Origin of the sequence: Leisingera sp. (genome assembly GCF_034669605.1) — a bacterium.
Lineage (GTDB): Bacteria > Pseudomonadota > Alphaproteobacteria > Rhodobacterales > Rhodobacteraceae > Leisingera.
Genome location: NZ_JAXMOX010000018.1, coordinates 18,507 through 36,729, shown reverse-complemented (window position 1 = coordinate 36,729; position 18,223 = coordinate 18,507). Strand labels below are relative to the sequence as shown.

The window sequence follows — 18,223 nt, the reverse complement described above, 5'->3', positions numbered from 1 at the left end:
GATAGAACCCTGATCCGGTGGTCCACGACCAATCCTGGCGCGCGGCCAGCAGCCCTTGTTTGATCAGCGGCTCGGTCACATGCTGCCAGCCAAAGGCAAAGCCCTCGCCGGCGATGGCCGCCTGCAGCACCAGCGCATAGTCGTTGAGGCGCAGGCCGGCGGCGGGAGGGCGGCCGGTGACCTTGAAATGCGCAAACCATTGCTGCCAGCTGGGCCGTTCGCGGATCGGCTCTTCCAGGTGGATCAGCCGCTCATGCAGCAGGTTCGGCACCGTCGCCAGATTGACGGCCGAGGCCATCACCCGCGGGCTTGCCACCGGAAAGATCACCTCGGGTGCGATCAGGGCGGAATGGCAGTCCGGCCAGTTTCCCTGCCCGCGCCGCACCGCCAGCGAGATGCCTTCGGTATTTATGTCCGGCTCCCGGTCAGAGCTTTGCAGCCGCAAGTCGATATCGGGATGAACCTCGTGCAGCCGGGCCAGTCTTGGCATCACCCAGTAGTATGCAAAGGCAGAGGAGCAATTGAGCGTGACATGGTCGTTGCGCCCGAACTGCCGGACCGCTTTGGCGGAGGACAGGATATCCTCCAGCGCCTTGGAGACATCTGTATAAAGCCGCATTCCCGCCCCGGTCAGCTCCACTTTGCGGTGGCTGCGGCGGAACAGAACCACCCCCAGTGACGCTTCCATCTGCTTGATCGCGGCACTGACGGCCGGCTGCTGCACGTTCAGCTCTTCCGACGCACGGGTAAAGGAGCCGTGCCTTGCGGCGGCCTCAAAAACGATCAGGTGGCGGGGGCTGGTAAGGAGCTTCCACAGTTCTTGCATAACCCTCAATTATCCAAACGATCAGATTTTTCAACCGTCACAAATGCCGGCCTCAGGCTTAGTGTGGTTCATCACTTGAGATTTTGGAGAGCCCCATGGCCCGACGCGCCCGCGCATCCCGCGATAGAAACACCGCTCCGGCGGGTGCCCCCGCATCGCCGTTCATCCAGCGCAGGCTGCCGTTCTTTGATATGCTGGACGAGGAGAAACTGGTCAAGCTGGAGGCCCAGGTCGATTGGATTTTTGAAGACGTCGGCATCGCTTTCCGGGATGACCCGGAGGCGCTCAGGATCTGGAGGGAGGCCGGCGCACGGATTGACGGCGACATCGTGCGGGCGGATGCGCAGTGGATCCGCGCGCTGTGTGCCAAGGCGCCGCGCGCGTTTACCCAGCTGGCCCGCAACCGTGAACGGTCGGTGACCATCGGCGGCAACAATCAGGTTTTTGCCCCGATCTATGGCGCGCCGTTTGTGCGCGATCTAAAGGGCGGGCGCCGCTATGGCGACATGGAGAGCTTCGAGAAGCTGGTGAAGCTCACCTATATGCATCCGAACCTGCATCACGGCGGCTTTGTGATCTGTGAGCCTTGCGACGTGCCGGTGAGCAAGCGTCATTTCGACATGCTGTTTGCCCATATGACGCTGAGCGACAAGCCGCATCTGGGCGCGATCACCGAGATGAGCCGGGCGCAGGACAGCGTCGGCATGGCCGAGATCGTCTTTGGCAAGGATGTCATGGACAACAACTGCGTGATCATGGGCAATGTGAATACCAATTCGCCCCTGCTGGTCGACAAGGTGGTGACCGAGGCGATCCGGGTCTATTCCGCCCGTGGGCAGGGGATTGTCGTTGTGCCGTTTATCCTTACGGGTGCGATGGGGCCGGTGTCGACGGCGGCCTCGGTGGCGCAGGCGATGGCCGAGGCAATGATGGTCTGTGCCTTCACCCAGCTGGTACGCCCCGGGGCGCCGTTTGTGCTGGGGAACTTCCTCAGCTCGATGTCGCTGAAGTCCGGCGCGCCGACTTTTGGCATGCCCGAGCCGGTGGTGTCGAACTATGCGATCGGCCAGCTGGCCCGCCGTGCCGGTCTGCCGTTGCGTTGCGGCGGCTCGCTGACGGCATCCAAGATCGAGGATGCGCAGGCGGCTTACGAGAGTGCCGACTCGATGCATTCCACCATGCTGGCCGGGGCCAATTATGTGCTGCATTCGGCGGGCTGGCTGGAAGGCGGGCTGTGCACCGGGTTTGAGAAGCTGGTGATGGATGCCGACCGGCTGGGCTCGTACCAGAAGGTGCTGAGCCATGGGCTGGATACCAGCGATGAGGCCTTTGCCCGCGACGCGTACGCCGAGGTGGGGCCCGGCGGCCATTTCCTTGGCTCAGCCCACACCATGCGCAACTACCAGACCGCGTTCTATGAGCCGACACTCAGCGACAGCGAAAACGTTGAAAGCTGGGAGGAGGGCGGCTCCAAGGACATGCGCCAGCGGGCCTATGAGCGCTGGAACCAGATGCTGAACGAGTATCAGGCGCCGCCTATGGATGAGGCGGTGAAGGAAGAATTGGCCGCCTATGTCGCCCGCCGCAAGGAGGAGATCCCGGATGCGTGGTACTGAGTTAACCTTTTCTTCACGCATAAGCGCCGGTGATGCAATAGGGGCGGGTTTGCCCCGGCACCCACTGTGCACCCCCCGTACACCTCCTGTGCACCCCCAGGGTGCCGATTGCCGCAGTTCATGCACCAAATTTCCCGTTTCCGCTAAATCCGGCCCTTGCCGTGCTTTGGCCCAGACCTGAGGACCAATACCCATGACAGACAATTTTGCCCAATCGACGCTCAACATCCACAAGGAAGAAAGCACCGGCGACAAGAAGCTGCCGAGCCACACCAAGGCGGTGATCATCGGCGGCGGTGTTGTTGGCTGCTCGATCCTGTTCCATTTGGCCAAATTCGGCTGGAAGGATGTGGTGCTCTTGGAGCGGGACGAGCTGACCTCCGGCTCCTCCTGGCACGCGGCGGGGCAGATCCACACGATTTCTTCGGACCCGAACATCTCGCGGCTGCAGTCCTATACCATTGATCTGTATAAGGAGATTGAGGAGCTGTCGGGCCACTCTGTCGGTCTGCATATCACTGGCGGCTTTTATCTGGCGTCGAACAAGACCTGGTACGACTACCTGAAGCGTGAACGCTCCAAGGCGCGCTACATGGGTCTGAACCAGGAGTTTATCAGCCCCAGGGAAGTGGCTGAGCGCCACCCGCTGATAGACCCGAAACATTACCACGCGGCGCTGTGGGATGATCAGGACGGCGATCTGGACCCGTCGGGCGCCACCTATGCCTTTGCCAAAGCGGCCAAGGTGCACGGCGCGCAGTATTTCACCCACACGCCGGTGACCGGCACCACCCAGCGTCCCGATGGCAGCTGGGACGTGGTGACGCCACGCGGGGTGATCAACGCGGAGCATATCGTCAACTGCGGCGGGTTGTGGGCGCGGGAAGTCGGCCACATGCAGGGCGTCAACCTGCCGGTGCAGCCGATGGAACACCACTATCTGATCACCGACAAGATAGACGCGGTGGCCAACCATCCGACCCGCCTGCCGGCCGGCATTGATTACGAGGCCAATATCTATTTCCGGCAGGAGCGGCAGGGGATGCTGCTGGGCACTTATGAGCCGAAGGGGACGCCTTGGAAGGTGGGCGGCACGCCGTGGGATTTCGGGCATGAGCTGCTGCAGCCGGATCTGGACCGCATTGCCGACCGTCTGGAGATGTCGTTCGAGCGGATCCCGGCGATTGGCGAGGCGGGCATCAAGGACATGATAAACGGCCCCTTCACATTTGGCCCTGACGGCAACCCGATGATCGGCCCGGTTCCGGGGATGAAAAACTACTGGTGCGCCGTGGGCGTGATGGCGGGCTTCTGCCAGGGCGGCGGTGTGGGGCTGACCATGGCCGAATGGATGATCGATGGCGAGCCGTCTATTGACGTCTGGGCGATGGATGTGGCGCGCTTTGGCGACTTCGCAACCCCCGACTGGGGCACCGTGAAATCGACCGAGAATTACGAGCGCCGCTTCGTGATGACCTTCCCGAATGAAACCCTGCCCAAGGGCCGGATGCAGAAGACCACTGCGCTGTATGACCGGCTGGTCGCCAAGGGCGCGCGCATGGGCCAGGGCTTTGGCTTGGAAAACGCGCTGTGGTTTGCCGATGGGCCGGAGGATGCGCATGAGGAGCCTACATTTGAGCGCAACCGCTCGCACGATTATGTCGCGCGCGAGGTCAAAGCGGTGCGCGAGGCCGTCGGCGGCATCGAGGTTGCCAACTTTGCCAAGCATGAGTTTAAGGGCGCAGGCGCGCGGGCCTATCTTGACCGGGTCCTGGCGGGCTATGTGCCGAAACCGGGCCGCCTGGCGCTGACGCCGATGCTGACGCCGAAGGGCAAGCTTTACGGCGATCTGACCGTGGCCTGCCTGGGTGAGGATCATTTCATGCTGTTCGGTTCCGGGGCCATGCAGGAGGCGCACCGCCGTTGGTTTGAAAAAGACCTGCCAGCGGGTGTGACCTACCAGAACGTCTCGGATGACTGGCACGGCATTGCGCTGTCGGGGCCGAATTCGCGAGAGCTGCTGCAGCGGATCACCCGTGAGGACGTCTCCGCCGAGGCCATGAAATTCCGAGACCTGCGCCAGACATTTGTCGGCGGCGTGCCGGTGATCCTGAACCGGATCAGCTTTTCCGGCGAGCTGGGCTATGAGATCTACTGCAAGCCGCAGTACCTGCTGCGCCTGGCCGAAGCGATCGAGGGCGCCGGCGCTGATCTGGGCTACCGCTGGTATGGCGCGCGGGCGCTGATGTCGATGCGGCTGGAGAAGGGCTGGGGTGTGTGGACGCTCGACTTCCGCCCAGATTTCGACGCGGCGGAAAGCGGCATGGATGTCTTTATCAACTGGAAAAAGGATTTTGTCGGCAAGGAAGCGGCCCTGGCCGCCAAGGACACCGGGCCCAGCCGCAAGCTGGTCACCATGACCATCGACGTGGACGGCATTGATGTCTCCAATGATGAGGCGATCCTGAAGGATGGCGCGGCGGTGGGCTACATCTCCTCCGGTGGTTATGCGCATCACGCGCAGACGTCGATGGCGATGGGCTATGTCTCGGCGGAACACGCCGCGGCGGGCACCAGGCTGCAGGTCGAGATCCTGGGCGAGATGTACGACGCCGAAGTGCTGGGGGCGCCGGTCTATGACGCCAATGGCGCCAACATGCGCGCCTGAGCCGGCAAGGGGAGCGGACACCATGGCCAGACCCATGCGAAACCTCCCCGACGCGGCCCAGGCCGTGCCGGCCTGCCGCTGCATCTTCCTGCTGCTGCCCACCTTTTCGCCGCTGGACCTGTCCAGCGCGGTGGCAGCGCTGGAGGCGGCGAACACACATGACGGGGCTGCGCGCTATGACTGGCGCGTGGTCAGCGAGGACGGGTTGCCGGTCACCGCGCCCAACGGGCTCAACGTGGCGGTGAACGGCGGGCTTCCGGACTTGATGCGCGGCGACATGATCTTTGTCTGCGGCGGCCAGGGGCAGGAGCCGCGCATCTCGCTGAAAGTTCTGGGCTGGCTGCGCAGGGCGCACCGAATGGGCGCAACACTCGGCGCGCTGGGCGGCGGTATCCTGGCGCTGGCCCGCGCCGGGCTGCTGTCCGGGCGCCAGGTCTCGGCCCATTGGGCGCTGCGGGCGATCCTGGCGGAGGCGCATCCGGACGTGGAGGTCAAAAGCTCGCTGTTCACCATGGAGAGCAAGCTGATCACCTGTGCGGGCGGGACCGCGACTATAGACATGACGCTGAACCTGATCTCGGACCACCATGGGCCGGCCGTCGCGACCGGGGCGGCGGATCTGATGGTCTGTTCCTCAGCCCGCAAGGGCAGTCAGGATCAGACGGTATCGGAATACGGCCGGACCGGCGTGCGGCACGAAAAGCTGGCGGCCGCGCTCAGCCTGATGCGCAGCAACTTGGAGGAGCCGCTGACGCCGGGCGGCATCGCCGGTCTGGTCGGCCTGTCGGTGCGGCAGCTGGAGCGGCTTTTCTCCAAATATCTGCAGACCACGCCCAAGGTCTATTACACCAGACTGCGGCTGGACTACGCGCGCAGCCTGCTGCTGCAGACCAAAATGCGGATCATCGATGTGGCGTTGGCATCCGGCTTCAACAGCCAGACCCACTTCGCCAAAGTCTACCGCCGGTATTTCGGCAAATCACCGCATCAGGAACGGCCGTTTTAACCATCGTGCTTTGCCTTGCCGGGTGCGGAGACGCATCCGGCAAGACATGATCCGGTGTCCCTCCTCTGATCAGAGGCCGAGATCGCTGAGACCTGGGTGATCTGCCGGGCGCGGGCCTTGCGGCCAGTGGAACAGGCGGTCTTCCTGGTTGATTTTCAAGTCGTTGATCGACGCAAAGCGGTGGGCCATGCGGCCGTCTTCGGCGTACTCCCAATTCTCGTTGCCGTAGGAGCGGTACCATTGGCCGGATGCATCGTGCCACTCGTAAGCGTAGCGCACGGCGATACGGTTGCCGTCATAGGCCCAGAGCTCCTTGATCAGCCGGTATTCCAGCTCGCGGTCCCATTTGCCGGCCAGGAACGCCTGAGCTGCGTCGCGGCCCTGGGGGAAATCGGTGCGGTTACGCCATTTGGTGTCCAGAGTGTAGGCTTGCGCGACGGCGTCGGGGTTGCGGCTGTTCCAGCCATCCTCGGCGGCACGAACCTTGGCAATGGCGGTTTCGCGGGTGAAGGGCGGCAGCGGGGGGCGGGGGGCTTCTGTCATGTTTATTTACCGATCTGTTAGTGATGCGCTATAAGTGTACAGATCGGTACTGAAAATCAAGGGCTGTGTTTAAAATTTTTTCCAGGGACCAAATAGTGCGGTATCTCAGTGCCGTGCGTTCCCCTTGTCCCGGATGACTTGCTCCGGGATCATGCTCCCGTGCTCAAAGCGCGGTTCAGGCCAGTTGCGCCCCGATGAGACCCGGCGGTGAGCCGCTGAATGGTCAATCAGTACGCAGCGCTGCCAGCAAATCCGGATCTTTCAAGCCGGGGTGCGCAAGTCCGGACAGTATTTTTCCGGGGTGATATCACCCATGTTTCACTGCAAACTGACCGCGGCAGTCTTCGGGCCAACTCAGCCTTCGCCAGAGTGCTGCCCATAAGCGTTTGTAAACGAACACAGATTGCGGTTGCGCATAGCGCCAATGTGCGTGCTGCATACCCTATGCGATTTCGGCATTTCACAGCTGCCGCGCCAGCAGATAGCGTTCACGCCATAATCACAGGGGAGTATGCCTAATGACGAAATTTGTCAGAAGCCTGGCGGCGGCTGCGGTGGTGGCGATGGCACCGGTTGCCTATGCCGAGACCACAGTGCGCGTTGCCTATGACGCTGACCCGGTTTCATTGGATCCGCATGAACAGCTGTCCGGCGGCACGCTGCAGCTGTCGCATATGGTCTTTGACCCGCTGGTGCGCTGGACCCAGGACCTGCAGTTCGAACCGCGCCTGGCTGAAAGCTGGGAGCAGATCGATGGCACCACCATGCGCTTCAAGCTGCGCAGCGGCGTCACCTTCCACAGCGGCAACCCGCTGACTGCGAATGACGTCGACTGGACCTTTGACCGGCTCAAGCAAAGTGACGATTTCAAGGGCATTTTCGCCCCCTTCACCGATGTGGAAGTCGTGGATGACATGACTTTCGACCTCAAGACCTCGGAGCCTTATCCGCTGGTCTTGCACACCGCGACCTACATCTTCCCGATGGACAGCGCCTTCTATTCCGGCACCACCGCGGACGGCAAGGACAAGGCCGAAGTGGTCAAGCACGGCGACAGCTTTGCCTCGCGCAATGTCTCCGGCACCGGCCCCTTCATCGTCTCCGAGCGTGAGCAGGGCGTGCGCGTGGTGTTCGACCGCTATGCCGATTACTGGGACAGCGAAAGCGGCGGCAATGTCGACAAGATCGTTCTGTCCCCGATCAAGGAAGACCCGACCCGCGTGGCCGCCCTGCTGTCCGGTGACGTGGACTTCATCGCGCCGGTGCCGCCGACCGACCTGAAGCGTGTCGAGGAAGCGGAAGGCGTGGACCTGATCACCATGCCCGGCACCCGGATTATCACTTTCCAGATGAACCAGGACCGCGTCGAGGCTTTCAAGGACGCCCGCGTCCGCAAGGCGATCGACTATGCGGTGAACAACGCAGGCATTGTTGACCGCATCATGCGCGGTTTCGGCACGGTGGCCGGCCAGGCCAGCCCGACCGGCTATCTGGGTTACAGCGAGGGTTTCGCACCGCGCTTTGACCTGGAAAAAGCCAAGGCGCTGATGGCCGAGGCAGGCTATGCCGACGGCTTTTCGATCACCATGATGGCGCCGAACAACCGCTATGTGAACGACGACAAGATCGCCCAGGCGGTGGCTTCGATGCTGGCGCAGATCAACATCAAGGTTGACCTGCAGACCATGCCCAAGGCGCAGTACTGGCCGGCGTTCGACGAGCGCGCGGCGGACATGATGATGATCGGCTGGCACGCGGACACCGAAGATTCGGCCAACTTCCACCAGTTCCTGTCCGCCTGCCCGGATGAGGCAACCGGCAACGGCCAGTATAACTCCGGCAACTACTGCAACGAGGAAGCCGACACGCTGATGAACCAGGCCAACGCGGAAACCGATCCGGCCAAGCGTGCGGAGCTGCTGCAGAAGCTGGAAGGCATCCTGTACGAAGAGGCGGCCTTCATCCCGCTGCACTGGCAGAACCTGGCCTGGGGTGCCAAGTCCGGCATGAACGCGGCAGAGATCGTGAACGCGCTGAACTTCCCCTACTTCGGTGACCTGGTTGTCGAAACCGGCAGCTGAGCCACTGAACAGACCCGGGCCGGTCTCCCCCGGCCGGCCCGGGCCGCAGAAATAACAAACGGCCGCCAAGGCTGAATTTGCAGGATCCGCAGTTCCTTGGAGATTGCGGCCTGCGCTGTAACCAAACTCTACAAAGGTCAGGAAGATGTTTGCCTATCTCGCCAAGCGAGTGATTCAGGCGATTGCCGTGATGTTCGTCATCTCGCTGATTGCCTTCGCCATCCAGGGCAACCTGGGCGACCGGCTGCGCGAGCTGGTCGGGCAGTCGGTCTCGGAAGAAGTGCGCCAGCAGCTGCGCGATGAGCTGGGGCTGAACGACAGCTTCGTGACCCAATACCTGCGGTTCGCCGGCAATGCGCTGCAGGGCGATCTGGGCACCTCCTATTTCTTCAAGGAGCCGGCGCTGGACGTGATCCTGAAGAAGCTGCCCGCCACGCTGGAGCTGGTGTTCGGCGCGACGCTGATCATCATCGGCTTCTCGGTGCCGCTGGGCGTCTATACCGCGATCAAGCCGGACAGCATCATCAGCCGCATCATCATGGGCCTGTCGATCATCGGCATTTCGATCCCGGTGTTCCTGACCGCCATCCTGATGATCTTTGTGTTCTCCGTCGAATACGGCTGGTTCCCCTCTTACGGGCGCGGCGATACTGTGCAGGTTTGGGGCTATTGGCAGACCAATTTTGCCACCGCCGACGGCTGGATGCACATCATTCTGCCCTCCTTTGCGCTGGCGTCGATCATGCTGCCGCTGTTTGTCCGCCTGATCCGGGCCGAGATGATGGAAGTTCTGCAGTCCGAATACGTGAAATACGCCAAGGCCAAGGGCATCAATCCCTGGCGGATCTATTTCGTGCATGCTTTGAAAAATACGCTTTTGCCGGTGATCACCGTGGGCGGCGTGCAGATCGGCACCATGGTGGCCTATACCATCCTGACCGAGACCGTGTTCCAGTGGCCGGGCATGGGGTTCATGTTCCTTGAGGCGGTGAACCGCGTCGATACCCCGCTGATCGTGGCCTACCTGATTGTTGTCGGTTTCATCTTTGTGGTCACCAACACCATTGTCGACCTGATCTATGGCCTGGTGAACCCGACCGTGAATATTGCGAGGATGGGCGCATGAGCACCGAAATGCTTTCCCCGAAGTCCGATCCGTCGCGCTGGGCCAAGGCCTGGAATTCCAACATGGGTTACAGCTTCCGCCGCAATCCGGTCGCGGTGGTCAGCATGATCATCTTCCTGCTGATTGCCGGCGCCGCCTTTCTGGCACCTGTGATCGCGCCCTATGATCCCTATGATCCGGCGCAGATGGATATCATGAACTCCGAATACCCGCCGGCCTGGGTGAGCGGCTCGCTGCCGGAGTTTGTGCTGGGCACCGACGACCAAGGCAGGGACCTGTGGTCCACGATCCTGTACGGCACCCGCCTGTCGCTGCTGATCGGCATCTGCGCGGTGGCACTGCAGGCCTTCCTGGGCATCTCCATCGGGCTGCTGGCCGGCTATGTCGGCGGCCGCCTGGACAGCTTGCTGATGCGGCTGGCCGATATCCAGCTGTCGTTCTCCACCCTGATGGTGGCGATCATCTTTCTGGCCGTCACACAGGCGATGTTCGGTTCAGACACTTTCAACCGCTATGCCGTAGTGTTCCTGATCGCGGTGATCGGCGTGGCGGAATGGCCGCAATACGCCCGGACCGTGCGCGCCACCGTGCTGGCCGAGAAGAAGAAGGAATATGTCGACAGCGCCCGCGTTCTGGGTTTCGGCCCGATGCGGATCATGGTGCGGCACATCCTGCCGAACTCGCTGTCGCCGATTTTCGTGATCTCTACCGTGCAGGTTGCCAATGCGATCATCTCCGAAGCTTCGCTCAGCTTCCTTGGCCTCGGCATGCCGCCGAGCCAGCCGTCGCTGGGCTCGCTGATCTCCTCGGGCTTCGACTATATCTTCTCGGGCAGCTGGTGGATTACCGCCATTCCCGGCGTGGTGCTGGTGGTGCTGGTGCTGGTCATCAACCTGCTGGGCGACTGGATGCGCGATGTTCTGAACCCGAAACTGTACAAGGGGTAACGCGATGAGCCTTCTATCCGTTCGCGACCTGACCGTGAAATTTGCGATGCGCGACCAGACGGTCACTGCCCTTAACGGCATCTCCTTTGACCTGGCCAAGGGCGAACGCCTGGGCATTGTCGGCGAAAGCGGCGCCGGCAAGTCGATCACCGGGTTTTCGCTGATGAACCTGCTCAGCCGCCCCGGTTACATCGACAGCGGCCAGATTGAATTCGAGGGCGAAGATGTCGTCAAGATGAGCGACAAGCGCCTGCGCAACCTGCGCGGCAACCGCATGGCGATGATCTTTCAGGATCCGATGGTGACCCTGAACCCGGTGCTGACCATCGGTCAGCAGATGGTTGAGACCCTGTTGGCACACCGCAAGCTGAGCCGCGAGGAAGCGCGCCAGATTGCCATCGTCAAGCTGCGCGAGGTCTATATCCCCTCTCCGGAGGAACGTCTGGAGCAATACCCGCACGAGCTGTCGGGCGGCATGCGGCAGCGGATCATCATCGCGATTGCGCTCTTGCTCGATCCGCAGCTGATCATCGCGGATGAACCCACGACGGCGCTGGATGTGACCATTCAGGCCGATATCATGGAGCTGATGCTGGAGCTGTGCCAGTCGAACCAGGTGGGGCTGATCCTGATCACCCACGACCTCGGCGTGGTCAGCCAGATGACCGAGCGCACGCTGGTGATGTATGCCGGCCGCATCATTGAGGCGGGGCGCACGCGGGAAATCATCAACGACCCGCAGCACCCGTATACCCAGGGGCTGATCAACGCGCTGCCGCAGCAGACCGTGCCCGGCCAGCGGTTGAAGCAGATCCCCGGAAATATGCCGGGCCTGGCCAGCATCCCCCAGGGCTGCGCCTTCAACCCGCGCTGCAAATACGCCACCGACCTGTGCCGCAGCCGGGTGCCGGACATCGTGCAATACGGCGAGGTCGCAGTGGCCTGCCACGAGGTACAGCGCCTGCATAGCGATGAAGACCTTAAGGAGATACGGGCATGAAGGATGCAAAGACAGACCGCCCGCTGCTGGAAATCAGGAATCTGGCAAAGCAGTTCGACCTGGATCAGGGCTTTCTGGAAACCCTCAAGTTCAAACAGGGCAAGATCGTGCGGGAAACCCGCTCGGTCCATGCGGTGAACAATGTCTCGCTTAATGTCGGCCGCGGCGAGGCGCTCTGTGTGGTTGGCGAGTCGGGCTGCGGCAAGTCGACAGTGGCGCGGCTGGTGGCCGGTCTGCTGACCCCCACCGCAGGCGAAATCCATTACGAAGGCCAGCGGATCGACAATTTGCCGCGCAGCGGCATGCAGCCCCTGCGCAAGAAGATCCAGATGATCTTTCAGAACCCCTACGCCTCGCTCAACCCGCGCATGACCATCCGTCAGGCGCTGGAGGAACCTGTGCGCCACCACTTTCCCGCCGCCTCGGCAGCGGAGGTGCGCGACAAGGTCACCGAGGTGATGCTGTCAGTTGGTGTCGATCCCAGCTGGGCCAAACGCTATCCGCACGAGTTTTCCGGCGGCCAGCGCCAGCGGATTGCCATTGCCCGCGCCCTGACAGTGGACCCTGAATTCGTCATCGCCGATGAGCCGATCAGCGCGCTGGACGTATCGATCCAGGCGCAGGTGCTGAACCTGATGCTGGAGGCCAAGGAAAGCCGCGGTCTCACCTATCTGTTCATCACCCACGATCTGAGCGTGGTAGAGCACTTCGGCACCCGCGTGGCGGTGCTTTACCTGGGGTCGGTTTGCGAAGTTGCGGACACGGCAACGCTGTTCTCCAACCCCAAACATCCCTATACTCGGGCCTTGCTGTCCGCAGTGCCGCAGCTGAAGGATGACCGGCCGAACCATATCCGCCTCAAGGGCGAGATCCCGACGCCGATCAATCTGCCGCAAGGCTGTCCCTTCCAAAGCCGCTGCGCCTTTGCGGACGCACGATGCAAGAGTGAACAGCCAAAAGCCATTCACCAGCCCGATGGCAGCCTTGTCGCCTGCCATGCTGTCCAGGAGGACAGGCTGGATGCGGTGGCCGCCGGTTAAGACGGGACACCCAGTTGGACATCATCTGGCTCAAGGATTTCGAGGCTTTGGTCGCGTGCAAGAATTTCTCGCGCGCGGCCGAAGAGCGCAATGTCAGCCAGCCGGCCTTCTCCCGCCGTATCCGGGCGCTGGAGAATGAGATCGGCGTGCGGCTGATCAACCGCGAAACCCTGCCGCTGACGCTGACCCCGGCAGGCGAGGTATTCCTGTCGCAGTCCCGCATCATGCTGCGCACCTACGAGGAAACCATCGAGCGCTGCCAGACGATTGATGCGGCGGGTGAAAATGTGATCCGCTTTGCCGCTTCGCAGTCGCTTTACATGACGCATTACAAGACGCTTATCGCGCCTTTGGCCAGCGAAGGCGGGGTGGATACCGACCTCAATTCCACCTCCTGGGCAGCAGATCAGTTCGTCAGCGCGCTGCAGCAGGGCTATTGCGACGTGATCCTGACCTACTGGCATCCGTCAATGGATTTCCTCGGGCCGCTGGAGGTTGCCAATTTCGAGCATCTGACCCTGTCCACCGATCATTATGTGCCAGTGTCCCGGACAACTTCGGACGGGGCGCCTGAATTTTCCTTTCCCAAGGCCGGAAAGGACGCGGTGCCGCTACTGTCCTACGGTGCGGTCTCGGCGCTCCGGTCGGTTCAGGAATTTGCGCTGGCGCAGCTGTTGCCCGGACAAAAGGTTTTTGTGGTCAACCAGAACGCGCTGGCCAACAGCGTCAAGGCGATGATTCAGGAGGGGTTTGGCATGGGCTGGCTGCCGCTGAGCCTGTGCCGCGAGGAAATCAAACAGGGGCGCTTTGCGGTGGTTGACGACCGCCTGGCCACCGATCTGGAAATCCGCCTTTACCGCGATCCGCGCAGCACCAAACCGACGCTGGATGTGCTGTGGAACAAGCTGAGGATGGCCGCGCTGGAGACGGCTTGATCCTCATTTCCCGGAAGCATTGAGCACCGGTTCAAAACAAAAAAAGACGCCCGAAGGCGCCTTGTTTTATTGGTCGGAGCGAGAGGATTCGAACCTCCGGCCCCTGCCTCCCGAAGACAGTGCTCTACCAGGCTGAGCTACGCTCCGACCGTGGAGGGCGGAATAGCTCAGGGGGCGGGGTTTGACAAGGGCGATTCCGTAGAAAGCTGCGGTTTTCAGGAATTCTTTTTGCCGTTGCGGCGAGGGGCGGCGCGGCCACGCGGAGGAACAAAAAAGCCCCGCGCTGACAGTCAGGCGGGGCTTTGAACATTGTATGGACCGGCCTCAAAATCAGAGGCTTGCCTCCAGGGCGGCAAGCACGGCATCGCCCATTTGGCTGGTCGAAACCGGCTCAACGCCGTCCTCGCCCAGAAGGTCTGCCGTGCGCACGCCGTCGGCCAGAACTTTTTCAACCGCCGCTTCCAGGCGGTCGGCCTCGGAGCCCTGGTCGAAGCTGTAGCGCAGCGCCATGGCAAAGCTGAGGATGCAGGCGATCGGGTTGGCCTTGCCCTGGCCCGCGATGTCGGGGGCAGAGCCGTGCACCGGCTCGTACAGAGCCTTGGGGCGGCCGTTTGCCATCGGTGCGCCCAGGCTTGCGGAGGGCAGCATGCCCAGGCTGCCGGTCAGCATCGCGGCGCAGTCGGACAGGATGTCGCCGAACAGGTTGTCGGTCAGGATCACGTCGAACTGCTTGGGTGCGCGCACCAGCTGCATCGCACCGTTGTCGGCATACATATGCGACAGCTCCACCTCGGGGTAGTCAGCCGAGACCCGGGTCACCACTTCGCGCCACAGGATGCCGGATTCCATCACATTGGCCTTCTCCATCGAGCAGACCTTCTTGCCCCGGCGCATTGCCAGTTCAAACGCTGACCGTGCGGCGCGTTCGATCTCGCTCTCGGTGTAGCGCTGGGTGTTGATGCCGACGCGCTCGTTGCCCTCTTCGAAGATGCCGCGCGGCTCGCCGAAGTAGACACCCGAGGTCAGCTCGCGCACGATCATGATATCGAGACCTGCGACGATGTCCTTCTTCAGCGAGGAGAAATCCGCCAGGGCGTCAAAGCACTGAGCCGGGCGCAGGTTGGAATAGAGATCCATTTCCTTGCGCAGGCGCAGCAGGCCGCGTTCGGGCTTTACCGAGAAATCCAGACCGTCATAAGCCGGGCCGCCGACGGCGCCCAGCAGCACCGCATCGGCGTTCTGCGCCTTGGCCATGGTTTCATCCGCCAGCGGCTTGCCGTGCTTGTCATAGGCCGCGCCGCCGACCAGATCCTCGCTCACATCGAACTGCAGGCCGCGTTTGTCGCCGAACCAGGAGATGATCTTGCGCACCTCGGCCATGACTTCGGGGCCGATCCCGTCACCGGGCAGAATCAGAATCGATGGGTTGGGCATGGGGATCCTCCTTAAACAGCTGGCAAGGGCGTAGCGGGACAGCGGGGCAGGGTCAATAATAGGCCCTGAAATTAAAGGGGGGTGATGGGGATTTGCGCAGCCTGGGCCGGGTGCAGGCCCTAGTTCAGCGCGATATCCGCCCAGACCAGCCGATGGCGGCTGGCAAGGGCCGCCGCTGCGTCCGGCGCATCCGGCCAGACAACACCGCTGCCGGTCACGGCCAGCCCGGCAGAGGGCAGCACATAATCCACCCGCATCCGCCCGGCACCCTGCCATTCCACGGTTGCGCTTCCGGCTTGAGGGCTGAGCGGCTGCGGATCCTGCAGCCGGGGATCACCCAGCAGGCTGCGGATTGCGTCCTTGCGGCCTTCCCCTTGATCCGGGTCGAGGTTGGCATCGCCAGCAATCACAAAGGGCGCTTGGGGGGCGGGGCCCAGGCGGCTATTCAGCAGCAGCTGCCACAGGCGGATTTCATCGCGGTTGCGCCGCCCGTTGCGGTCTTCCGGCCCGTCAAACACCGGCGGGGCGGCGTGAAATGCCATCACGTTCAGCCGCTTGCCGCCGGGCAATTGCAGCGGCACCAGCCAATGCGCGGTAGAAGACAGACGCTGCACGGCCTGCACCTCGCCGGACGGAAACGGGCGGCCGTCCGGGTGCTTGGGAAGCAGCGCGCCGGGCAGGTCCCGCCACAGCAGGGCCGAGAAGTCGCGGATCCCGTTGCGGTCAACCGGCAGCCGCGACAAAAGCGCCATGCCGCCTTGGCCGCGGAACCGGCCATAGCCCTGATTGTCACGCGGCCCGCCGGTCTTGCCATCGCCATCCATGTCCAGCAAGGCCGGGGGCGGCAGCCCGGCATTGGGCTGCAGGGAAACGCTGTAAGGATAGGCGGCGCCGGCCTCTGCCAGCAGCCCGGCCAGGGCGGCAAGGCTGCGGCCTTCGTAATCCCAATCCACCCCTTGCAGCACCAGCACATCCGGCTGTGCGGCGGAGATCACCTCCACCACCGCGGCAATTTGCGGATCGCCGCCGCGTTCAATATCGCGCAGCAACAGGCCGGGTCCGTCCCGCGAAAGTTCGGTGTTGAAAGTGGCGACGCGCAGAGTGCCGGCCTGGCCTGCCCCGGCGGCAAGGATCAGAAGAAGACCCGCCGCCAGCCGTCTCATGCGGTTTGCAGGGCCTCATCCGCGGCGTTGCCGGCGGTGCGCCGTTTATGCATGATCAGCCCGGCAATGCGTTGCATTGCCATGCCGCGCATGATCATTGACGCAGGCACCAGCGCCCAGGCGCTGATCACCCAGATCAGCATATGGGGGGCCGCCAGGATTCCGGGATCGACCAGGCCCGAGGCCATCTTGACCGCGGCGGGCAGGGCAAAGGGCAGCAGCACGCCGGCAATGATATTGACCCGCGCGTCCCGCTGAAGCCGCTGCACCACATCGCCGCCGGTGGTGGGGTCGAACAGCGGCAGGTTCACCCAGACATTGAAGGCGCCGCTGCCGACAGGCCAATGGCCGACGCGGATCACCAGCGCAAAGACGGTAATCGCGGCGCCTGCTGCTGTACTGGCCAGGCCGGCTGCATTGCGGACCATCACCACAGTGGCTTCGGACACCTGGGGCGGCAGCATCAGCACGGTCAGCTGCACCGGCGAATAAGCAAAATCCAGCTGCCCGCCCAGGGAACTGCCCAGACGGTGGACCAGTGCCGTCAGCCCGGTCGGCGCCAGTGGATGCGCCGCCAGCAGGCTCAATGCGCCGACAGACGCAGCACAGGCGGCAAAGCGCATCCGGTTGATTGGCGGCGCATTGCGGAATTCCACGATGCTGGGAAAATGCGAATAATATTCGGTGAAGGCCAGGGCCGAGCCCAAGAGCGCGATGAACAGGACGATTTCCGGCGACTCGGTGGCGGATGCCGGCAGGATCAGCGTCGGCATGGCAAACAGCATAGCCACCAATATGCCGCGGAACGCCGCGCCTGTGATGCGTGCAAACACGTCTTTCATTCCCTTCAAACCGGCGCGGGCGTTTTCGCCTCTGGGTCCGGACTTGAAGCCCCCCGGGGACGGCCCGGGACGCTCTGCCTCATTTTTGCCCCATTGTTGCCGGGCAGCGGCTTTCCGCTCAAGGGCCGGCAGGCGGAACAGGGCCACTTTCACCGCGGGACTGGTGCGGGATTGCATCAGAGTTTTGATGAGAAATGAGAGGGTTGGTGGCGCCTACCAGATGCTGTGGCTGAAAGCGCCGGGCACACAATGCGGGCGCCCGCGCCGAATTGCGGCGGAAATGCGGCGCGACTCCGTCGGGTGAAAAGCAAGGGCCGCCCGGGGGAGGGCGGCCCGTAATCGTTCTGCAGCTGAAACGCCGGGATCAGACCCAGGGACGCTCCTGCGCGGCCTTGTCCTCAAACGTCTTGATCGAGTCCGCCTTTTCCATGGTCAGGCCGATATCGTCCAGACCGTTCAGCAGGCAGTGCTTCTTGAAGGCATCCACATCGAAGGGGATCACTTCGCCGTCCGAGGTGGTGATCTCCTGCGCTTCCAGATCCACGGTCATGCGGGCGTTTTCGCCCTTTTCCGCGTCGGCCATCAGAATGTCGATCTGCGCCTGCGGCAGCACGATCGGCAGGATGCCGTTCTTGAAGCTGTTGTTGAAGAAAATGTCGGCGAAGGATGTCGAGATGATGCATTTGATGCCGAAATCGGCAATCGCCCACGGTGCGTGCTCGCGCGAGGAGCCGCAGCCGAAGTTGTCGCCCGCCACCAGGATCTCGGCCTTGCGGTACTGCGGTTTGTTCAGCACGAAATCCTCGATCTCGGTGCCGTCGCGGTTATAGCGCATCTCGTCGAACAGGTTCTTGCCGAAGCCGGTGCGCTGAATGGATTTCAGGAACACCTTCGGGATGATCATGTCGGTGTCGATGTTGACCAGCGGCATCGGGGCGGCGATGCCCTGCAGTTTCTGGAATTTTTCCATTGCCATTCTCCTTGTGCGAACCCGTG

At 62.6% G+C, this 18,223-nt stretch carries 15 protein-coding genes and 1 tRNA gene; 9 read left to right on the top strand and 7 right to left on the bottom strand.

Annotated features, from left to right (window positions below; all coding sequences use genetic code 11):
* Nucleotides 1-826, bottom strand: an 826-nt coding sequence (locus tag VOI29_RS03905) for a LysR substrate-binding domain-containing protein (protein ID WP_323776126.1), incomplete at its 3' end; no start/stop codon positions are given.
* Nucleotides 827-921: 95 nt separating this feature from the next.
* Here VOI29_RS03905 and VOI29_RS03900 point away from each other — a divergent pair.
* The 3 genes from VOI29_RS03900 (at nt 922) to VOI29_RS03890 (ending at nt 6,116) form a co-directional block, all read left to right on the top strand.
* On the top strand, nt 922-2,442 hold the full coding sequence (locus VOI29_RS03900; RefSeq protein WP_323776125.1) for a trimethylamine methyltransferase family protein: 1,521 nt from the start codon (nt 922-924) through the stop codon (nt 2,440-2,442).
* A 193-nt stretch (nt 2,443-2,635) separates the two neighbouring features.
* On the top strand, nt 2,636-5,110 hold the full coding sequence (locus VOI29_RS03895; RefSeq protein ID WP_323776124.1) for an FAD-dependent oxidoreductase: 2,475 nt from the start codon (nt 2,636-2,638) through the stop codon (nt 5,108-5,110).
* Between the two features lie 22 nt (nt 5,111-5,132).
* Nucleotides 5,133-6,116, top strand: coding sequence for a GlxA family transcriptional regulator (locus VOI29_RS03890; RefSeq protein WP_323776123.1), 984 nt, complete (start codon nt 5,133-5,135; stop codon nt 6,114-6,116).
* A 69-nt stretch (nt 6,117-6,185) separates the two neighbouring features.
* Here the strand turns inward: VOI29_RS03890 and VOI29_RS03885 are convergent, their stop codons facing one another.
* On the bottom strand, nt 6,186-6,659 hold the full coding sequence (locus VOI29_RS03885) for a nuclear transport factor 2 family protein (RefSeq protein ID WP_323776122.1): 474 nt from the start codon (nt 6,657-6,659) through the stop codon (nt 6,186-6,188).
* 518 nt (nt 6,660-7,177) lie between these two features.
* Here VOI29_RS03885 and VOI29_RS03880 point away from each other — a divergent pair.
* The 6 genes from VOI29_RS03880 to VOI29_RS03855 all read left to right on the top strand — a co-directional run bounded on the left by VOI29_RS03880 (nt 7,178) and on the right by VOI29_RS03855 (nt 13,788).
* A complete protein-coding gene (locus VOI29_RS03880; RefSeq protein WP_323776121.1) occupies nt 7,178-8,740 on the top strand; it encodes an ABC transporter substrate-binding protein in 1,563 nt (520 codons plus the stop codon).
* Nucleotides 8,741-8,885: 145 nt separating this feature from the next.
* The gene (locus VOI29_RS03875; protein ID WP_323776120.1) at nt 8,886-9,866 is read left to right on the top strand and encodes an ABC transporter permease; all 981 of its coding nucleotides are present in this window, start codon (nt 8,886-8,888) and stop codon (nt 9,864-9,866) included.
* Entirely contained in the window at nt 9,863-10,813 is a 951-nt protein-coding gene (locus VOI29_RS03870) for an ABC transporter permease (RefSeq protein ID WP_323776119.1), read from the top strand. Before VOI29_RS03875 ends, VOI29_RS03870 begins: the two co-directional genes overlap by 4 nt.
* Before the next feature lie 4 nt (nt 10,814-10,817).
* The gene (locus tag VOI29_RS03865; protein ID WP_323776118.1) at nt 10,818-11,813 is read left to right on the top strand and encodes an ABC transporter ATP-binding protein; all 996 of its coding nucleotides are present in this window, start codon (nt 10,818-10,820) and stop codon (nt 11,811-11,813) included.
* Nucleotides 11,810-12,853 carry an oligopeptide/dipeptide ABC transporter ATP-binding protein gene (locus VOI29_RS03860; protein ID WP_323776117.1) on the top strand — a complete coding sequence of 348 codons (1,044 nt, stop codon included), beginning with the start codon at nt 11,810-11,812 and terminating at the stop codon, nt 12,851-12,853. The genes VOI29_RS03865 and VOI29_RS03860 overlap by 4 nt, the downstream gene beginning before the upstream one ends.
* A gap of 14 nt (nt 12,854-12,867) precedes the next feature.
* Nucleotides 12,868-13,788, top strand: a complete 921-nt coding sequence (locus VOI29_RS03855) for a LysR family transcriptional regulator (protein WP_323776116.1) — start codon at nt 12,868-12,870, stop codon at nt 13,786-13,788.
* A gap of 70 nt (nt 13,789-13,858) precedes the next feature.
* On the opposite strand, the gene VOI29_RS03850 is transcribed toward VOI29_RS03855, so the two are convergent.
* The 5 genes from VOI29_RS03850 to leuD all read right to left on the bottom strand — a co-directional run bounded on the left by VOI29_RS03850 (nt 13,859) and on the right by leuD (nt 18,197).
* Nucleotides 13,859-13,935: transfer RNA gene (locus VOI29_RS03850), tRNA-Pro, on the bottom strand.
* Between the two features lie 183 nt (nt 13,936-14,118).
* Nucleotides 14,119-15,222: a 3-isopropylmalate dehydrogenase gene (gene leuB / locus VOI29_RS03845; protein WP_323776115.1), complete on the bottom strand. Its 1,104-nt coding sequence runs from the start codon at nt 15,220-15,222 to the stop codon at nt 14,119-14,121.
* Between the two features lie 119 nt (nt 15,223-15,341).
* The gene (locus VOI29_RS03840; protein ID WP_323776114.1) at nt 15,342-16,385 is read right to left on the bottom strand and encodes an endonuclease/exonuclease/phosphatase family protein; all 1,044 of its coding nucleotides are present in this window, start codon (nt 16,383-16,385) and stop codon (nt 15,342-15,344) included.
* Complete coding sequence (locus VOI29_RS03835) at nt 16,382-17,218, bottom strand: hypothetical protein (protein ID WP_323776113.1); 837 nt, start codon at nt 17,216-17,218, stop codon at nt 16,382-16,384. Before VOI29_RS03835 ends, VOI29_RS03840 begins: the two co-directional genes overlap by 4 nt.
* Nucleotides 17,219-17,591: 373 nt before the next feature.
* Nucleotides 17,592-18,197 carry a 3-isopropylmalate dehydratase small subunit gene (gene leuD, locus VOI29_RS03830; protein ID WP_323776112.1) on the bottom strand — a complete coding sequence of 202 codons (606 nt, stop codon included), beginning with the start codon at nt 18,195-18,197 and terminating at the stop codon, nt 17,592-17,594.
* Nucleotides 18,198-18,223 lie beyond the last annotated feature (26 nt).